Here is a 20,662-nt window from a genome sequence, read left to right on the forward strand (position 1 = left end):
GGAAGTATGAGTTGGTTTGATGAATTATTTGGCAATGATAAACATTCTGATGAAGAATTACTAAGACGAAAAAATAAACGTCGACATAACTCAGAAACACAAAAGAATGGTGAGCATACCTTACTTCCTGAAAATGATGATATCTATGATCGTCCGCGTGGAAAATTTCGTTTTCCTATTGATTTAGGGCAAGATGCTGAAACATATGATGAAGCGGTTTACAGAGAAGTTGATGAAGATGAATATATGTCGCAGAAATCACCTAAAGTTGATAAAGAATTTGGTTATGGCGCTTACAGTTATGATGAAATAGATAATAATAATGACTATCCTCAAACTTATGACAGTGCAACAGATACTCGAAGACGCAGAAGAAGACAGTATACAAATCATGATGATACTGGAGTGCCTTCAATTAAAGAAAGACCTTCTAATAAACGTAATAAGTCGTTGAATAGTACACAATTAAATGAGAAAAATAATAGAAAAACGACTTCTCAATATCATAAGCATACAAATAATCATTCTCATGTGAAATTACAATCGGAGCGTTTTAAAGCAAACTATAAAACGACATCGAATTCTACATATCACCATTCAAGTTTTAGAACTTCAGAAGTACCGTCTGCAGTATTTGGTACAAAAAAACGCCGACCAATTGAAAACGGTGTTATCCCTCCACTAAAAGAGAATGAGAATAACGATAATCATAATGACGAGAAACATAATTCAAAACAAGATCAAACAGCACAACGAGTATCTGATAATGATGTAAAAACAAATATAAGCAAGTCTAAAAATGAACCGTTGAGTCAAACTAAATATGAAGATACTGATGTTTCAATTATTAATGATCAAAATTCTAATATTTATGAAACTACATCTTCAAAAAGTAACGTTCCTAATTTTTCTCAAAAAGATAATACGGTGAATATTGAGAATATTTATGCGTCACAAATAGTAGAAGAAATTAGACGTGAAAGAGAAAAAAAAGCACAACAAAAACGTAAGTTTAAAGAAGCTTTACAGAATAAGCGTCAACAATCAGCGGATAATGATAACGAAATCCAAAAAGTCATTGATGAAATGTATGCAAATCAAGCTAAGCAGTACACTGGAGAGAGTTCTCTAGATCATGAAGAAAATAATGATGAAGAGAGAACGACATATACAGAAGATAGTACTGATAAAATGGAAGACTCAAATGAGAATACGATGAATAATCATGTGATTGATGAAGGGACTCAAACTGATTCAAATACATCTAATTATGATGACGATGATGAGCAGTATCAATATGAAGAAATTGATTTGAAATCTGTCCCAAATATTCAAACTGTTAATGATAAAGATGTAGAAGTACGAGAAGTTAATGATACGACATCTACAGACGAACATAATGATGAGCCATTGTCAGACGATAATCTTAACGTATCACCTATACATTCAACTAAAGACAAACAGCATCATCTTAATAAAAATGAAGATGCTCATTTAAGTAAAGTTAATGAATTGCAAGACGATAATTATACTTCAAAAGAAGAAGTAGAGGAAGCAAAGTATCATGAGATGAACGCTTCTTCGAATGAAGAGGTAACTAAACAATCAAATCATAACGATGATGACATTGACCATTCAATTGATAATGCAATTGAGACAGATACTGAGTATGCTTCTGAACAAATTGAACATAACAATGATTCAGTTCATGACTCATCATCTAACACTGAAGATGAAAAATTAGAAGATGATAACAAACAAATCGTTGAAAATGAGGATGTTTCATCATCTATTAAATCCTCAATCATTCCGGGTAGTAAACCTTTTAACGTTGTAATGACGCCATCTGACAAAAAACGTTTGATGGATGCTAAAAAATTCAAAAAAACTAATAAAGTTAGCGTTCCAGAATTAAAACCAGAGACAAAATTGGAAAATAAATCAGTTAGTACACCAAGTTCAAGTCCATCAGTAAAAGCGACTAATAATCATGAAGAGCATATTAAAAAGAATATTAATGAACAATCACTTCAAGATAATCAAGAAGATGAAACGAGTGAACTTTCAAATGTACAAAATGAAAATACACAAGCCATATCTATGACATTAAATACTCAGAATGAAGATCAAGATGAAAACGAGCAACACGAAAGTAAAGCTGCGATTAGAAAAGGTCCTAATATTAAATTACCAAGTCTTGAATTATTAGAAGATCCGGAAATTCATCAAATTGATAACTCATGGATTGAAGAGAAAAAACAAGAATTAAATGATGCGTTTTATTACTTTAATGTTCCTGCAGAAGTTCAAAATGTGACTGTAGGTCCAAGTGTAACACGATTTGAGTTAGCTGTTGAAAAAGGTGTGAAAGTTTCGAGAATTACTGCTTTGCAAGATGATTTAAAGATGGCACTGGCCGCTAAAGATATAAGAATTGAAGCACCTATTCCAGGTACAAGTTTGGTAGGTATTGAAGTACCAAATCAAAATTCTTCAAAAGTAAGTTTAAAATCAATCTTAGAATCACCTAAGTTTAAAGATACTGAATCTAAATTAACAGTAGCTATGGGTAATCGGATTAATAATGAGCCATTATTAATGGATATTGCTAAAACGCCTCATGCTTTAATAGCTGGAGCGACAGGTTCAGGTAAATCTGTATGTATTAACAGTATATTAATGTCATTATTATATAAAAATCATCCAGAAGAGTTGAGATTATTATTGATTGATCCAAAAATGGTTGAATTAGCGCCATATAATGACTTACCACATCTTGTTTCACCAGTTATTACAGATGTTAAAGCAGCTACTCAAAGTTTAAAGTGGGCTGTTGAAGAGATGGAAAGACGTTATAAACTGTTTGCAAAATATCACGTACGCAATATTACTGCTTTCAATAAAAAAGCGTCTTACGAACAACGTATGCCTAAGATAGTCATTGTTATTGATGAATTAGCAGATTTAATGATGATGGCTCCACAAGAAGTAGAACAATCTATTGCTAGAATTGCTCAAAAAGCGAGAGCTTGTGGAATTCATATGTTAGTAGCGACACAAAGACCTTCAGTTAATGTTATTACTGGACTTATTAAAGCTAATATACCAACCCGTATTGCATTTATGGTGTCTTCAAGCGTGGACTCTAGAACTATTATTGATAGTGGAGGCGCTGAAAGACTATTAGGGTACGGTGATATGCTATATTTAGGTAGTGGTATGAATAAACCTATACGTGTACAAGGTACATTTGTATCTGATGAAGAAATTGATGATGTCGTTGATTTCATCAAAGCACAAAGAGAACCAGAATATTTATTTGAAGAAAAAGAATTGTTGAAAAAGACTCAAACTCAAGCACGAGATGAATTATTTGATGATGTTTGTAGTTTTATGGTCAAAGAAGGACATATATCTACTTCATTAATCCAACGACATTTCCAAATTGGTTATAATCGTGCAGCAAGAATCGTCGATCAATTAGAACAACTAGATTATATATCTGGAGCAAACGGCTCTAAACCAAGAGATGTATTTATTACTGAGGCAGATTTAAAGAAAGATTAATTTTAAAGGAGTTTTATGGATATGACGCATTATCATTTTGTCGGAATTAAAGGTGCAGGAATGAGTTCATTAGCACAAATTATGCACGATTTAGGACATGAAGTTCAAGGTTCAGATATTGAAAAATATGTATTTACAGAAGGAGCACTTAAAAATAAAGGGATTAAAATTTTACCATTTAGTGTAGATAATATACATGAAGGAATGGTAGTTATTCAAGGTAATGCATTTCCTGATACACATGAAGAAATTGTTAGAGCACATGAATTAAAGTTGGATGTGATTAGATATCATGATTTTCTTGGTCAAGTCATTAATCAATATACATCGGTAGCAGTTACAGGTGCTCATGGTAAAACGTCTACAACTGGTTTATTATCTCACGTTATGAATGGAGACAAGAAAACATCATTCTTAATTGGTGATGGTACAGGAATGGGTTTACCAGGTAGTGATTATTTTGCATTTGAAGCGTGTGAATATAGACGTCACTTTTTAAGCTATCACCCAGATTATGCAATTATGACAAATATTGATTATGACCATCCTGATTATTTTAAAAATATCGACGATGTTGCTAGTGCTTTCCAAGAAATGGCAAATAATGTAAAAAAAGCTATTATTGCTTGGGGAGATGATGAACATTTAAGAAATTTAAAAGCAGATGTACCTATTTATTATTATGGTCTTAGTAAAAACGATGATGTATATGCAGATAATATACAAATAACTGAAAATGGTACTCAGTTTGATGTGTATATTAATGGAGAATACTATGATCAATTTTTAACACCACAATATGGTAATCATAATATTCAAAATGCCTTAGCAGTCATTACAATTAGTTATCTTGAAAAAATGGATGTTAATAATATTAAAGAAGCTTTAGAAACATTTGGTGGTGTAAAACGTCGCTTTAATGAAACTTTTGTTTCAAAACAAGTATTAGTAGACGATTATGCTCACCATCCAAGAGAAATTAGTGCTACAATTGAAACAGCACGAAAAAAATATCCAAATAAAGATGTCGTTGCAGTATTCCAACCTCATACGTTTTCAAGAACTCAAGCTTTCTTAGATGAATTTGCTGATGCATTAAGTAAAGCAGACCACGTATTTTTATGTGAAATTTTTGGTTCAATACGTGAAAATACTGGAGAATTAACTATCCAAGATTTAATAAATCGTATTGACGGATCTGCGTTAATCGATGAAAATAGTATTGATGTATTAGAAAAATTTGATAATGCTGTTATTCTATTTATGGGTGCCGGAGATATTCAAAAAATTCAACGTGCTTATGAAGAAAAAATTGGTATGTCAAAAGAATTCTAATATGTTTATATATAATTATTATGGGTATTTATAATTAATGACTTTTATTTTAAAAGAATATTTAGGAGGCGTTTTTTATGCATTGGATTTTACCAATTGCTGGAATTATTGCTGCAATCGCATTCTTAATTTTATGTATTGGAATTGTCGTAGTTTTAATTTCAGTTAAGAAAAATTTAGATCATGTGGCTAAAACACTTGATGGTGTTGAAGGTCAAGTTCAAGGTATTACTCGTGAAACTACTGATTTACTTCATAAAGCTAATCGCTTAACTGAAGACATTCAAGGTAAAGTTGAACGTTTAAACTCTGTTGTTGATGGTGTTAAAGGTATTGGCGACTCAGTTCAAACTTTAAATAGCTCAGTTGATCGTGTAACTAACTCAATCACACATAATATTTCTCAAAATGAAGATAAAATTTCTCAAGTAGTTCAATGGTCAAATGTTGCAATGGAAATTGCTGACAAATGGCAAAATAGACACTATCGTAGAGGAAGTGCAAACTACAGAGCTAACTCTGTAGCTAATGATGCAAATCAAAATTACACTACAAACGTTGAGAAAAACTTTTAATATGATTCAATCAAATGCACTTAAATGAGGTTTTTACTTGTTTAAGTGCATTTCTTATAGGAGGAATAAATATGAGTAAGAAATATAATCGTGACTCATTTGAAACGAACAACACTAGCAATGATTTACATGGTAGAGGTGCGAATCAACAAGAAGACGTAGCGCAAAGTAGTGCGACAAAACACTACGATAGAGATGCATTTGAAACGAACAACACTGGTAATGATTTACATGGTAGAGGTGCGAATCAACAAGAGGACGTAGCGCAAAGTAATGCGACAAAACATTACGATAGAGATGCATTTGAAACGAACAACACTGGTAATGATTTACATGGTAGAGGTGCGAATCAACAAGAAGACGTAGCGCAAAGTAGTGCAACAAAACATTACGATAGAGATGCATTTGAAACAAATAACTCAGGTAATGACTTACATGGTCATGGCGTAAATCAACCTAATGGTGATGTGTACACAAATGCGACAAAACATTACGATAGAGATGCATTTGAAACGAACAACACTGGTAATGATTTACATGGTAGAGGTGCGAATCAACAAGAGGACGTAGCGCAAAGTAATGCGACAAAACATTACGATAGAGATGCATTTGAAACGAACAACACTGGTAATGATTTACATGGTAGAGGTGCGAATCAACAAGAAGACGTAGCGCAAAGTAGTGCAACAAAACATTACGATAGAGATGCATTTGAAACAAATAACTCAGGTAATGACTTACATGGTCGTGGTGTAAATCAACCTAATGGTGATGCGCACACAAATGCGACAAAACATTACGATAGAGATGCATTTGAAACAAATAACTCAAGTAATGACTTACACGGTCATGGAGTAAATCAACTAGATCAAAACAACTTTGTTAATACACCACATTATAATCGTGATGACTATGAGAGTTATAATCATCCAAAATTCTCAAATCAAGCTGCTAGTGATACTAATCAAGAGATTGATTATAAAACTTATTATAATGATCCAAGATTTAAGTCTCGTAAACGTTTTATTGTTAGCTTTATTACCGGTGCAATCATTGGCTCAACTATTGGACTTTTAACTAAAAATAAAGCAAACCAAAAAATTGATGATTTAAAAGCAAAAGAACAAGAAGTTAAAGATAATTATTATAGTATTAAACAACAAACAGAAGAAACAATTGATAATGTAAGACATAAAATTGAAGACTTAAAAAATAGAAAAAATACAGGTATTTCTTCCGATGAGCTTGCAGCACAACGTCGAGCAATTCAATCAGAAACATCAAATCATTTAGCAGATGAATCACCATTAGCAAAAGAAATACAAGAAGCTAAAGCTGAAACTACAGTAAAAGAAAATAATTATATTAATAATGAACATAATAGTGCGGAAGAAATTGTAGCACAACAAAATGCTATTAAAGATGAGTTGTCAAATAACTTAGCAGACGAATCGCCACAAGCGCAAGAAATACAAGAAGCTAAAAAAGAAGCAATTGCTAAAGATGAAAAACAAGAAGAAACAGATGCACTTGCAGCACAACGTCGAGCAATTCAATCAGAAACATCAAGCAATTTGGCAGACGAATCACCACAAGCGCAAGAAATACAAGAAGCCAAAAAAGAAGCAATCACTAAAGATGAAAAACAAGAAGAAACAGATGCACTTGCAGCACAACGCCGAGCAATTCAATCAGAAACATCAAGTAACTTAGCAGACGAATCACCACAAGCGCAAGAAATACAAGAAGCCAAAAAAGAAGCAATTGCTAAAGATGAAAAACAAGAAGAAACAGATGCACTTGCAGCACAACGTCGAGCAATTCAATCAGAAACATCAAGCAATTTGGCAGACGAATCACCACAAGCGCAAGAAATACAAGAAGCCAAAAAAGAAGCAATCACTAAAGATGAAAAACAAGAAGAAACAGATGCACTTGCAGCACAACGCCGAGCAATTCAATCAGAAACATCAAGTAACTTAGCAGACGAATCACCACAAGCGCAAGAAATACAAGAAGCCAAAAAAGAAACAATCGCTAAAGATGAAAAACAAGAAGAAACAGATGCACTTGCAGCACAACGTCGTGCAGTTCAAAATGAATCAGAAATAAATCAATTATCTAATCCAGCAAGAAGTCATCAAACTCAAAACAGCGAAAATGAATCACAAGCTTCTAAAATTGCATCGGCAGCTAGAACTAAGCAAGCTAAGTTAAAAGATAATAAAGATGTAGCAAGTAATACTCAAAAATTATTTGAGGAGGCACCAATAACATCTTCTAAATATGATAAAGTGCCTAATTTGATAACTAAAAATCATAAGTCATTTAATAAAGATGAAGAAATAACAAAAAATAAACAAACTCACCATGATGCTAAATTTGAAAAAGGAGTTATTACTCACCAACATCAACCATCTCAATCAAATTCAAATCAAAAAAATAAAAAACATAATCAAAAACGTAAAAATCAGAATCAAAAAAATAAAAATAAAAACAAAACGCCAAAGCAACAACAAAGAGCTGAAAAAGCAAATAGTAAAATAGAAAAACGTACATTTAATGATTAATATTTTTTAAAGAGCAGTGTAATATTTTACATTGCTCTTTTAATTCTTTATATAGTATTATTAATTATATTAATTTTAATAATTCAGAAATATTAGAAAATTTATTCGATTTATAGTTGAACATTTTTAATGTAATTGTTAGAATACTATCTAAATACAATTATTTTACCGCTTTAAAGTAATATAATTCAGTATAGTAAAATTTATTGAGGTGAGTATGAATGTCTACAAAGTTAGAACAATACAGGGAAGAGATAATTTCAATTAATAATCAAATTTTAGACTTATTATCAAAAAGAGGGGAATTAGCTCAAAAAATAGGAGAAGAAAAAATTAAACAAGGTACTAAAGTTTATGACCCTCAACGAGAAAAAGAAATGATTAATGAATTAATGGATCGTAATAATGGACCATTTAATGATAATGTAATTAAACAATTGTTTAAAGAAATCTTTAAAGCGTCTACTGATTTACAAAAATCAGAAAATGAAAAACACTTATATGTTTCAAGAAAATTAAAACCAGAAGATACAATTGTAAAATTTGATAACGGTGGAGTTATTGGTGATGGAAATAAATCATTTGTGTTTGGTCCATGTTCTGTTGAATCTCAAGAACAAGTTGATACAGTAGCTCGTGATTTACAAGCTAAAGGTGAGAAATTCATTAGAGGCGGAGCATTTAAACCAAGAACATCACCATACGATTTCCAAGGATTAGGAATTGAAGGGCTTAAAATATTGAAAAATATTAAAGATAAATTCAATCTTAATGTTGTTAGTGAAATTGTAAATCCAGCTGATTTCGAAATTGCTGATGAATACTTAGATGTCTTCCAAATTGGTGCAAGAAATATGCAAAATTTTGAATTACTTAAAGAAGCTGGACGTACAAATAAGCCAATCTTATTAAAACGTGGTTTATCAGCTACTATTGAAGAATTTACATTTGCAGCTGAATACATTGCTTCTCAAGGTAATAAAAATATTATTCTATGTGAACGTGGTATTCGTACTTATGAAAAAGCTACTCGTAATACACTTGATATTTCTGCCGTACCTATCTTAAAACAAGGTACTCACTTACCAGTAATGGTAGATGTTACGCATAGTACAGGACGTAAGGATATTATGTTACCGACTGCAAAAGCAGCACTTGCTGTGGGTGCAGACGGAGTAATGGCAGAAGTACATCCAGATCCATCAGTAGCTTTAAGTGATAGTGGTCAACAAATGGATTTAAATGAATTTGATAAATTTTATAATGAATTAAAGCCATTAGCTGACATGTACAATTCTAAACAACTTAAATAAAACATCATACTTTAATTTACTAGCTATTCATTTTACTAAAATATAGGGCAATATAGAAAGTTTTATATTTAACTTCTATATTGTTCTTTTTTAGTTAAAACGAATAGTTTTATTTTGATTTTATTAAATCTATTAACTAAAATTTGACACAATTGTGAATATAAGTCTTATATATTTGACACATAACCAATTTATGATAAACTTTGAAAATGAAATGAAAACACGTTATAATAATAAATGAAACGCTTACAAGGAGGAAATTATGACGGTAACTATATATGATGTAGCTAGAGAAGCTCGTGTATCTATGGCAACTGTATCACGAGTAGTTAATGGCAATCAAAACGTAAAACCAGAAACACGTAAAAAAGTAAATGATGTTATTCAAAGATTAAATTATAGACCAAATGCTGTTGCAAGAGGACTAGCTAGTAAACGTACAACTACAGTAGGCGTTATTATACCAGATATCTCTAATATTTATTATTCTCAACTTGCTAGAGGTATTGAAGATATTGCAACAATGTATAAGTATCACTCTATCATTTCTAATTCAGATAATGATTCAGAAAAAGAAAAAGAAATTTTTAATAATTTGTTAAGTAAACAAGTAGATGGCATTATCTTTTTAGGTGGTACAATTTCTGATGAAATCAAAGATTTAATTAATCATTCTTCAGTTCCAGTTGTAGTATCTGGCACAAATGGTAAAGATGACAATATCGCATCTGTTAATATCGATTTTGCTAAAGCTGCCAGAGAAGTTACAGAACAACTTATTAAAACAGGCGCAAAAGATTTTGTACTTGTAAGTGGAGATTATTCTAAAAAGGCTCAAGAAGATGTACTAAGTGGTTTGAAAGATGCTTTAAACAAACATCAATTAAAGTTAAATAACACTATAGAATTATCAGGTTCAGAAAGCTATAAAGACGGAGTGAATGTTTTTGAAAAATTAAAAAATAATTTACCTGATGCTATATTATCTATTAGTGATGAACAAGCAATTGGTATTTTGCATAGTGCTCTTGATGCTGGAATAAAAGTTCCAGAAGAACTACAAATCGTTAGTTTTAATAATACGCGTTTGGTAGAAATGGTTAGACCTAAACTATCTAGTGTCATTCAACCATTGTATGACATCGGAGCAGTAGGTATGCGTCTTCTTACTAAATTTATGAATGAAGAAGACATTGCAGAACCTAATGTAGTTTTGCCACATAGAATTGAATATCGAAATACTACTAAATAAAGTAATGTAGAAAAAAGGATAAAATGAATAATTTTATCCTTTTTTAATATATAAGTTACTATAATATAATTATGTAAACCTTTTAATATTACTAAATTTATTTTTAAGGAAATTAAATATTTTTGTAAACGCTATCAAGTATTCGACATATATTTGTTTGTTAGTTATTATAAAGTAGTAAGATGATTTGGTAGTTATTTCTAAATATCTTATTACATAAAATTTATTTTAAACAAGGGGTTGAAATAATTTGGCACATTTATCAGATTTAGATATTGCTAATCAATCAGAATTAAAACCAATTGGAGACATTGCAAAAAAAGCAGGAATACCTGAACATGCTTTAGAGCAATATGGACACTACAAAGCTAAAATTGATATTAATCAAGTTCAATCAAAAGAAGAAAAAGGTAAAGTTGTCTTAGTAACTGCAATGAGCCCTACACCAGCTGGTGAAGGTAAATCAACTGTAACAGTAGGCTTAGCTGATGCTTTTAATGAGTTAAATAAAAATGTAATGGTTGCTTTACGTGAACCTGCTTTAGGGCCAACTTTCGGAATTAAAGGTGGCGCCACTGGTGGGGGATATGCGCAGGTTTTACCTATGGAAGATATTAATTTACACTTTAACGGCGATTTCCATGCAATTACAACAGCGAATAATGCATTATCAGCATTTATAGACAATCACATTCATCAAGGTAATGATTTAGCAATTGATGTACGTCGTGTTGAATGGAAACGTGTACTTGATATGAATGATCGTGCATTACGTAATGTCATTGTTGGGTTAGGTGGACCAACTAACGGTGTTCCACGTGAAGATGGTTTCAATATCACTGTAGCATCTGAAATAATGGCGATTTTATGTTTAGCTCGTAATATTAATGATTTAAAAGAAAAAATCAGTCGTATTACAGTTGGTTATACTCGTGAGCGTAAACCAATTACTGTTGCAGACTTAAAAGTTGAAGGCGCTCTTGCAATGATACTTAAAGATGCAATTAAACCTAATTTAGTACAAACTATTGAAGGAACACCAGCACTTGTACATGGTGGACCATTTGCTAATATAGCTCATGGTTGTAACTCGATTTTAGCAACTGAAACTGCACGTGATTTAGCAGATATTGTTGTTACAGAAGCAGGATTTGGTTCAGATTTAGGCGCTGAAAAATTTATAGACATCAAAGCACGTGAAGCGGGCTTTGAACCTTCTGCAGTTGTCCTAGTAGCTACTGTTCGTGCATTAAAAATGCATGGAGGCGTTGGTAAAGATAATCTAAAAGAAGAAAATGTTGAAGCAGTTAAAGCTGGTATTGTTAATTTAGAGCGTCATGTTAATAATATTAGAAAATTTGGAGTAGAACCTGTGGTTGCTTTAAATGCGTTTGTACATGATACTGAAGACGAAACTGAGGCAGTTAAAGCTTGGGCTAAAGAAAATAATGTACGAATTGCCTTAACAGAAGTATGGGAAAAAGGCGGTAAAGGTGGCGTTGATCTTGCTAATCAAGTTCTTGAAGTCATCGATCAACCACAAGAATTTAAATTCTTGTATGATTTAGATCAATCATTAGAAGAAAAAATTGAAACAATTGTAAAAGAAATCTATGGTGGTTCTTCAGTAACGTTCAGTAAAAAAGCAAAAAAACAATTAAAAGAATTTACCGACAATGGATGGGGCAAATATCCAATCTGTATGGCTAAAACACAATACTCATTTAGTGATGATGCAACCGCTTTAGGTGCACCAACTGATTTTGATATAACTATCAGAGAATTAGAAGCTAAAACAGGCGCTGGATTTATTGTTGCATTAACAGGGGCAATTATGACAATGCCGGGATTACCTAAAAAACCAGCGGCATTAAACATGGATGTCACTGATGAAGGTCATGCAGTAGGATTATTCTAATTTAGATTAAAGAAAAAGCGTTTGAGACATTTACTGTCTCAGACGTTTTTTTGTTTTACCAACAAATTTCATCATTTTGTTGGTAAAACTGCATGTGAAAAAACAAGCGATTTAGCGGCAAAACCAAGTAAAAAACGAATTTCAGGTAATTTAAATCATATATCGATATTTTGTGTTATTACTATCATATATTTATTTTAAAAGGTTCTTAAATTCAATACTCATAAATCATTTAAATTAATATATGTGCGATATAAGATATTGATTGATTCATTGAGGCTTAGTTAATAAATGATCATAAATAGTATATTGTTTTGCCTGTTGATATGTCTTTTTACTGATTACCCCTTCCACTAGCATTCGTTTTAATACATAATACTGACGGTCAATACTAATTTTAACTTCGTTATAAGACTTCAAATCACCATTATCTTCATACGGTGTATACGTATAAGGGCTTTGCAATAAGCCAACAAGATAAGCAGATTGTGCAACATTTAACTTGGAGGGGGGAACGTTAAATAAACTATAGGAAGCAGACGCAATTCCACTTATATTTGCACCATTATAATCGCGTCCAAACGGTACAATATTTAAATATGTATAAATAATTTCATTTTTAGATAATATTTTTTCAAGACGCATCGCTAATATAATTTCATTTGCCTTACGACTATATGTTTTTTCATTTGTTAAGACTTGATTCTTTATTAATTGTTGTGTAATTGTACTTCCGCCAGAACGAGAATTTAAACTTAAAACATCTTGTATCATTGCTCTTATTAACGCTTTTGGTAAAATTCCATCATGTTTAAAAAATAATGTGTCTTCAGAAGATATTAATGCTTTAATTACGTTTGAATTTACATGTTTTGGACCTACGATGAGAGAGTTTTGAGAATGATCATACTCAGTTAAAATATTTTTATCGTGATTCAAAATCTCATCACCTGAAAAGTGTAGTACGCGGTGTTTCAATTCAGTATCACTTATATTTGAAGCTTCTTGAGTAAGATGATGAAAATAAGTAGCAGTACCAAGAACAATAAGTATAGAACCTAAAACTATAATACTCAAAAGACCTACCATAATATGTTTTATAAACTTATAATTTTTTTCAAACGTTTTAAATTGAGCATCTTTAAATAATAATTTCATGGTAGTCCTCCTCAAATTAAATACAGTATATCATATCTAGCATATTTGACTTTTAAAAGAGGTTTTTTTATAATTATTATCAATTCAATATGTATTGAATAAGAGGAGAAGTAATATATAAATTAACTTAACAGAGAGTTAGTGGATGCTGTGAACTAACATGTGTTTATATATGAATACACCTCATACTTATTTATTCAACGTTTATTAATGAGCGTATCATTAATAGAGTAAACAATTCTATTTGAATTGTTAAGTATGGTGGTAACGTGCATAAGCGCCCTTACATTGTTGTGAGGGTGCTTTTTTATTTAATAAAAATAAATTTTATAGGAGGATATAACTATGTCAAATGCATTACTAGAAGAATTACAATGGAGAGGTTTAATTTATCAACAAACTGATGAACAAGGTATTGAAGATTTATTAAATAAAGAACAAGTAACGTTGTATTGTGGTGCAGATCCAACTGCTGATAGTTTACATATTGGTCATCTTTTACCATTTATGACATTACGTCGATTCCAAGAACATGGTCATCGTCCAATAGTACTTATTGGTGGAGGCACTGGTATGATTGGAGACCCATCTGGTAAATCTGAAGAACGTGTATTACAAACTGAAGATCAAGTAGCAAAAAATGTTGAAGGCTTAAGCGCTCAAATGCATAAACTATTTGAATTTGGCACAGATAAAGGAGCCGTACTCGTTAATAATAGAGACTGGTTAAGTCAAATTTCACTAATAAGTTTCCTACGTGATTATGGTAAACATGTAGGTGTCAATTATATGCTAGGTAAAGATTCAATTCAATCACGATTAGAAAATGGAATTTCATATACAGAATTTACCTATACTATTTTACAAGCAATTGACTTTGGCCACTTAAATCGTGAACTTAATTGTAAAATTCAAGTTGGTGGTTCTGATCAATGGGGTAATATTACAAGTGGTATTGAGTTAATGCGACGTATGTATGGTCAAACAGAAGCTTATGGTTTAACTATTCCATTAGTGACAAAGTCTGATGGTAAAAAGTTTGGGAAATCAGAATCTGGAGCTGTTTGGTTAGATGCTGAAAAAACAACACCGTATGAATTTTATCAATTCTGGATTAATCAATCGGATGAAGATGTTATTAAATTCTTAAAATACTTTACATTCTTAAGTAAAGAAGATATTAATCGCCTTGAACAATCTAGAGATGAAGCACCACATTTACGAGAAGCTCAAAAAGCACTTGCTGAAAATGTAACAGAATTTATTCATGGTAAAGAAGCACTTGATGATGCAATTAGAATTTCAGAAGCATTATTTAAAGGTGATTTAAAATCTTTATCAATTAAAGATATCAAAGCAGGGTTTAAAGAAGTACCTCAAGTTGAAGTTTCTAAAGCAACAACTAACATTATTGATGTTTTAATTGAATCTGGAATTGCTTCCTCAAAACGACAAGCAAGAGAAGATGTAAACAATGGAGCAATTTATATTAATGGTGAAAGAGAACAGTCTGTTGATTACAACTTAACTGATGAAGATAAATTTGATAATGAATTTACAATTATTCGCCGTGGTAAGAAAAAATACTTCATGGTAAATTATAAATAATCTTATCTGAGAAGAATATATTGAAAACGAGGTTAATCCATTATTTTGGATTAACCTCGTTATTTATTATCGAATAAATTGACTATTATTATCTTCAGAATTATATGATTGCGAAGATATTGATTTTTGATTTTTAAGAGTGACTGATACGTCTTTAGTTTTACCATCACGTATAACAGTCAACTTCACGGTTTCACCTGGCTTTTTATTTTGATATAAGTACGTTCTTAGATCGGTATCATCATCTACTTTTTTACTATCTACTTTAGTAATGATATCGCCAACTTTTAATTCACTAGAGTGGCTAACTTTTGCAATATACACACCAGTATCACGATCAGTTTTTAATTCTTTTTTATAAGAATCTGGAATATCACTTAAGTTAAGTAACCCTATTCCAATTGAAGGACGTTCTACTTTACCATGTTTAACGAGTTGTTCAATTGTAACTCTAACTTCATTACTTGGGATTGCAAAACCAATACCTTCAACTTGGTCAGCAGCAATTTTCATTGAATTAATACCTACTAAATTACCATTAACATCTACTAATGCACCACCAGAGTTACCAGGATTAATTGCTGCATCTGTTTGTAGCACATTCACTTTAGTTCCACCAGAAGTGGTATTAGATTCAATTGTACGTTCATTTGCAGAAATAATACCTGATGTTACTGAGTTAGCAAATTCTAAGCCAAGTGGGTTACCCATTGCGAAAACACTATCGCCAGTTTGAACTTTAGAAGAATTTGCGAATTTCATTGCTTTAATTCCTTTTTGAGAATCAATTTTTAAAACTGCAATATCTGAAACTGCATCTGTACCTACAAGCTTTGCTTCTACTTGTTTACCATTATGTAATTGTACTTTAATTTGTGATGCACCATCAATAACATGATTATTAGTGACGATATAAGAAGAATTGTTGTTAATTTGATAAATAACACCAGAACCGATACCAGCTTCTTGTGCTTTAGTTGATTTACCTTGTAATAAATCGTCAAAACTTGTTGCCTTTTGCATGTTGATGACACCTACAATAGCAGGAGAGACATCTTTGATCATGGCATTAACCGATTTATATTTATCACTTTTACCGTCTAACACATTGCCACCTTTATCATTTGTAGCTTGTTGGACTTGAGATCCACCACTATTTGAATCATCTCCATTCATAAGTCGATTAACTCCTAAAACAATTAATGCTCCTATGATACCAGCGATTAGAGCAATAATAATAATTCTAAACCATGGAAATTTCGGTTTAGGTGGACGTGAATGTTGATAATCACTGGATTGAAAATATTGATTATATTCTGTCATATGAAACCTCCGTATTTATTTTAACCATTATCTCAATTATGAAGAAAATATTTAAATATTTCTAGTAAATAGCTATCAGACTTAAGATGTATCTTTTAAAATCTTGTTCACGTGATAAGTTAATGATAAAATCGACTAAGTGTAGAAACTTAGAAGTAGGTGACAAAATGTATAAATTTATTAGTAAATTTTTAGAATTAATAATCGTAAAAATGGCACGTTCATTACATATTGTAGGTAAAGAGAACATTCCTAAAGATAGTAAATATGTTGTGACTTGTACCCATGAAAGTTATAATGAAGTGATTTTATTAGGATTAGCTTTAATTCCAAATGAAATTCATTATATGGCTAAAAAAGAATTATTTAGTAATAAATGGGGTGGCAAATTTTTAAGATCTTTAAATGCTTTTCCAGTAGATCGAGAAAATCCGGGACCTAGTACGTTAAAGCAACCTGTTAAATTATTGAAAGATCATAAAACAGTAGGTATCTTCCCAACAGGTCATAGAACTTCAGTTGAAGGCGCGCCTTTAAAACGTGGAGCTGCAACGATTGCTATGCTAGGTAAAGCACCAATCTTACCAGCTGCTTATGTTGGACCAACGAAGTTACATGGTTTAGTCACTGGTCAAGCGATGATTAAATTTGGTAAACCTATTTATCAGTCTGACATACCTAAAGATTTAAAGCGTAACGAAAAAATTGATTTTCTAACTAAAGAAATAGAAAGACGTACAACACAGTTACAACATGAACTTCATCTTATTCAAGAACGTCTTTAATAGATATTGATAGCGTTATTCATCAGAAGATTTTCTAAATAGAGAATCTTCTTTTTTCATAAATAATTGATGAATGGATGATAGAAGTACAATGAGTGAAAATAACAAGTTTTTAAGAAATCTATTTTCCGTTAGTACCATATATTATCTAATGTATTGTTCTTGTTATTTTGACTTTAATCATTTTTATTTAGTCAATGTGGAAAGATTATTTAATAAAAAAATGGATTTGAAGTAAAATACCAGTTAATTATCTCAATCAATAATAAAAATCACTTATAATATCTTATTAAATATATATATACGTTTTAATCTTTATTGGTTAAAGCGTATCTTTTTTATATTGTCATCACATTGTCTATTTATATAAAATAAACATATAGCGTAACCGCTTACAAATATGGTAGATTATATATTGGACTAAATACATAAAAAATATAATTTTTAATAAATAAAGGAGAATAAAAGATGTTTAAATTCTTTCAAAATCTCGGAAGATCGTTAATGCTCCCTGTAGCTGTTTTACCAGCAGGAGCAATCATAACCGGGATAGGTAACTTACTAAACGCACTTCATGTTCTTCCCACAGTAGCCATGTTCTTTTCAATTGTAGGAACAGCTATTTTAGGACAATTAGGATTAATTTTTGCTATCGGTGTAGCTATTGGTATGGCTAAAAAGAACGATGGGGCGGTTGCTTTGGCAGGTGCGTTAGGATATGCTATGGTAACGAAAGTATTAAATCCAGAAAATGTGGCTACGTTATTTAATATAAAAGAAAAAGCAGTTAACTTAGGCTTTACAAAAATGGATAATTCTAATGTATTTCTTGGTATTATTATCGGGTTAATTGCAGCATATTCTTTTAATAAATTTAGTGAAGTTGAATTACCTATAGCCTTGTCATTTTTTAGTGGTAAACGATTAGTACCTATTATGACTGTATTTTTTAGTACCATATTAGCAGTTATACTATTATTTATTTGGCCTATGGTCTTTTCAGGCATTGTTGCATTTGGAGAATGGTTAGTAGGTTTTGGTTCATTCGGGGCATTTTTATATGGTGTCTTTAATCGATTACTTATTCCTACTGGTTTACATCATGCATTGAATGCAGTATTTTGGTTCGATACAGCAGGAATTAATGATATTGGTAAATTCCAAACAGGTGTAGATGCAGTAAAAGGTATAACAGGACGTTATCAAGCAGGTTTCTTCCCAATTATGATGTTTGGTATACCAGCAGCAGCACTTGCAATGTATCACAGTGCTGAGACAAAGCAACAAAAGCAAGTATGGGGATGGTTTTTAGCAAGTGCTATTTCAGCATTTGTAGTAGGCGTTACAGAGCCAATTGAATTTGCATTTATGTTTGTTGCACCTGTACTTTTTATCATACATGCCTTATTAACAGGACTTTCATTACTTATTGCATCTCTATTTCATTGGACTGCGGGATTCTCATTTAGTGCAGGATTAATTGATTATGTTTTATCGCTAATTAATCCAGTCGCTAATCACCCTTTAATGCTATTAGTTCAAGGTATTGTATTCTTTATTTTATATTATATTATTTTTAGAATTATGATTAAAGTATTGAATTTAAATACAATAGGACGTGGTGATAACTTACTAGCTGATCCAGTAGTAGAAGAAACGACGACTACAGATAAATCAAAAAGTGGAAAATATCATCAACCAGCTACACAAATATTAGAAGGTTTAGGTGGAAAATCTAATATTGATAGTTTAACAAACTGTGCTACACGACTTCGCTTAGAACTAAAAGATAATACAATTATTGATGAACAAAAAATTAGAAATGCTGGAGCTGTTGGGGTGACGAAAAATGGCCACCATTCAACACAAGTAATTATTGGTACACATGTTCAACAGGTAGCAGATGAAATTGAAAAACAGTTGAAATAATTCAATAGAAACAATAAAAGCGACAATATATGTCCAAATCATTTGTTACACTATAGTCCTATTGATAAATATTGTTTATATAAAAGAGCTAATGCTAGATTTTAAGCATTGGCTCTTATTTTTATTACATTGACTTTATATAAATGTTCGTTATGATTATAAGTATCAGAATAGTCAAAAAATGGAGAGATGTCGATGAAATCAATTTTATTTGATGTAGATGGTGTGTTTTTAAGTGAAGAACGTTGCTTTGATGTATCTGCCTTAACAGTAGAAGAACTATTAAAGAGTGATGACTTTTTAGGTTTAGATAGCGCTCAAAATTTTAATTATATGAATGATGAATTAATTGAAGATATAAGAACACGAGTATTTTTAAATGATCAAATTTTAAATCAATTAAAATCTTTAGGCCTTAATTCTAACTGGGATATGCTATTTGTTGTATTTAGTATTCACTTTATCCATCTCTTGAAACAGTTGGATTCAGAAACAATTAGACAAGTGACTCATGTTGAAACGTTTTCAGTTGAGACTCTACGTGAATTACAATCTTATAATGATCAATTTAAAGTTAATTATGCAGTACCGTTAAAATTTATTCAAAATAGTCAAAGTGGTAAAGAGAATATTTATCTTGAATTAGAAGGTTATGCAAAAGATCAATTAAATATTGAAAATGCTAAATTATTTAATTTAAAAAGTCCACTTTGGAATTTAGCTAGAGCAGTATATCAAGAATGGTATTTAGGAACAACTTTATATGAAAAAGTAGAAAAACTTACTCCTTTGTCTATTCCTAAATCTGGTTTTATTTATGAAGAAATGATCTTACGTCCTGTGGAAGAAATTAAAACTTTATTAAATGATATAAAACAAGCAGGTTTTAACATTGCCATTGCAACTGGTAGACCAAGAACAGAAACCATTGTTCCATTTGAATCCTTTGGTCTTAAAACTTTTTTTAATGAAAAGCATATTGTTACAGCGAGTGAAGTATTGAAAGCTGAGTCAGTATTTCCAAAAGAAGGGCCACTAGGTAAACCTAATCCATTTAGTTATATTGCAACTCTTTATGGAAACAATGAGAGAGATTATTTGCACTATATTCAAAATCAAACACATATTGTTAATGAGGATGATGTATTTATTGTTGGTGATTCATTAGCGGATTTATTATGTGCTAAAAAGATTGGGGCAACATTTATAGGTACTTTAACTGGTTTAAGTGGGGAAGGAGCAAAAGAAGAGCTAGAGCAACATGGTGCTGACTATATTGTTAATCATATTTGTGACATTAGACATATTCTACTTAATAAATAATAAAAA

13 protein-coding genes are annotated in these 20,662 nt (G+C 31.2%); 11 read left to right on the top strand and 2 right to left on the bottom strand.

What is annotated here, in order from left to right; genetic code table 11:
* The first annotated feature begins 6 nt into the window (after positions 1 to 6).
* The 7 genes from MHI13_RS05115 (at position 7) to MHI13_RS05145 (ending at position 12,530) form a co-directional block, all read left to right on the top strand.
* A complete protein-coding gene (locus MHI13_RS05115; protein WP_054105812.1) occupies positions 7 to 3,567 on the top strand; it encodes a DNA translocase FtsK in 3,561 nt (1,186 codons plus the stop codon).
* Between the two features lie 21 nt (positions 3,568 to 3,588).
* Positions 3,589 to 4,902, top strand: a complete 1,314-nt coding sequence (gene murC / locus MHI13_RS05120; RefSeq protein ID WP_054105811.1) for a UDP-N-acetylmuramate--L-alanine ligase — start codon at positions 3,589 to 3,591, stop codon at positions 4,900 to 4,902.
* 77 nt (positions 4,903 to 4,979) lie between these two features.
* Positions 4,980 to 5,477, top strand: coding sequence for a DUF948 domain-containing protein (locus MHI13_RS05125; RefSeq protein WP_002449680.1), 498 nt, complete (start codon positions 4,980 to 4,982; stop codon positions 5,475 to 5,477).
* A 71-nt stretch (positions 5,478 to 5,548) separates the two neighbouring features.
* Positions 5,549 to 8,047, top strand: a complete 2,499-nt coding sequence (locus MHI13_RS05130; protein ID WP_340761029.1) for a hypothetical protein — start codon at positions 5,549 to 5,551, stop codon at positions 8,045 to 8,047.
* Between the two features lie 221 nt (positions 8,048 to 8,268).
* On the top strand, positions 8,269 to 9,360 hold the full coding sequence (locus MHI13_RS05135) for a bifunctional 3-deoxy-7-phosphoheptulonate synthase/chorismate mutase (protein ID WP_054105809.1): 1,092 nt from the start codon (positions 8,269 to 8,271) through the stop codon (positions 9,358 to 9,360).
* A 262-nt stretch (positions 9,361 to 9,622) separates the two neighbouring features.
* Positions 9,623 to 10,612 carry a catabolite control protein A gene (gene ccpA / locus MHI13_RS05140; RefSeq protein ID WP_017176097.1) on the top strand — a complete coding sequence of 330 codons (990 nt, stop codon included), beginning with the start codon at positions 9,623 to 9,625 and terminating at the stop codon, positions 10,610 to 10,612.
* Between the two features lie 250 nt (positions 10,613 to 10,862).
* A complete protein-coding gene (locus MHI13_RS05145) occupies positions 10,863 to 12,530 on the top strand; it encodes a formate--tetrahydrofolate ligase (protein ID WP_019835462.1) in 1,668 nt (555 codons plus the stop codon).
* A 270-nt stretch (positions 12,531 to 12,800) separates the two neighbouring features.
* On the opposite strand, the gene MHI13_RS05150 is transcribed toward MHI13_RS05145, so the two are convergent.
* Positions 12,801 to 13,688 carry a transglycosylase domain-containing protein gene (locus MHI13_RS05150; protein WP_019835461.1) on the bottom strand — a complete coding sequence of 296 codons (888 nt, stop codon included), beginning with the start codon at positions 13,686 to 13,688 and terminating at the stop codon, positions 12,801 to 12,803.
* A gap of 345 nt (positions 13,689 to 14,033) precedes the next feature.
* Here MHI13_RS05150 and tyrS point away from each other — a divergent pair, with 345 nt between their 5' ends.
* Positions 14,034 to 15,296: a tyrosine--tRNA ligase gene (gene tyrS / locus MHI13_RS05155; RefSeq protein ID WP_002487995.1), complete on the top strand. Its 1,263-nt coding sequence runs from the start codon at positions 14,034 to 14,036 to the stop codon at positions 15,294 to 15,296.
* Between the two features lie 66 nt (positions 15,297 to 15,362).
* Here the strand turns inward: tyrS and MHI13_RS05160 are convergent, their stop codons facing one another.
* Positions 15,363 to 16,619 carry a S1C family serine protease gene (locus MHI13_RS05160; protein WP_070519268.1) on the bottom strand — a complete coding sequence of 419 codons (1,257 nt, stop codon included), beginning with the start codon at positions 16,617 to 16,619 and terminating at the stop codon, positions 15,363 to 15,365.
* Positions 16,620 to 16,786: 167 nt separating this feature from the next.
* On the opposite strand from MHI13_RS05160, the gene MHI13_RS05165 reads away from it, so the two are divergent.
* The 3 genes from MHI13_RS05165 (at position 16,787) to MHI13_RS05175 (ending at position 20,656) form a co-directional block, all read left to right on the top strand.
* Positions 16,787 to 17,404, top strand: coding sequence for a lysophospholipid acyltransferase family protein (locus MHI13_RS05165; RefSeq protein WP_049379588.1), 618 nt, complete (start codon positions 16,787 to 16,789; stop codon positions 17,402 to 17,404).
* Between the two features lie 468 nt (positions 17,405 to 17,872).
* Positions 17,873 to 19,333 carry an N-acetylglucosamine-specific PTS transporter subunit IIBC gene (gene nagE / locus MHI13_RS05170; RefSeq protein WP_070548496.1) on the top strand — a complete coding sequence of 487 codons (1,461 nt, stop codon included), beginning with the start codon at positions 17,873 to 17,875 and terminating at the stop codon, positions 19,331 to 19,333.
* 195 nt (positions 19,334 to 19,528) lie between these two features.
* A complete protein-coding gene (locus MHI13_RS05175; protein ID WP_054105802.1) occupies positions 19,529 to 20,656 on the top strand; it encodes an HAD family hydrolase in 1,128 nt (375 codons plus the stop codon).
* Positions 20,657 to 20,662: the final 6 nt, after the last annotated feature.

This window comes from Staphylococcus sp. FSL K6-0223 (genome assembly GCF_038008285.1).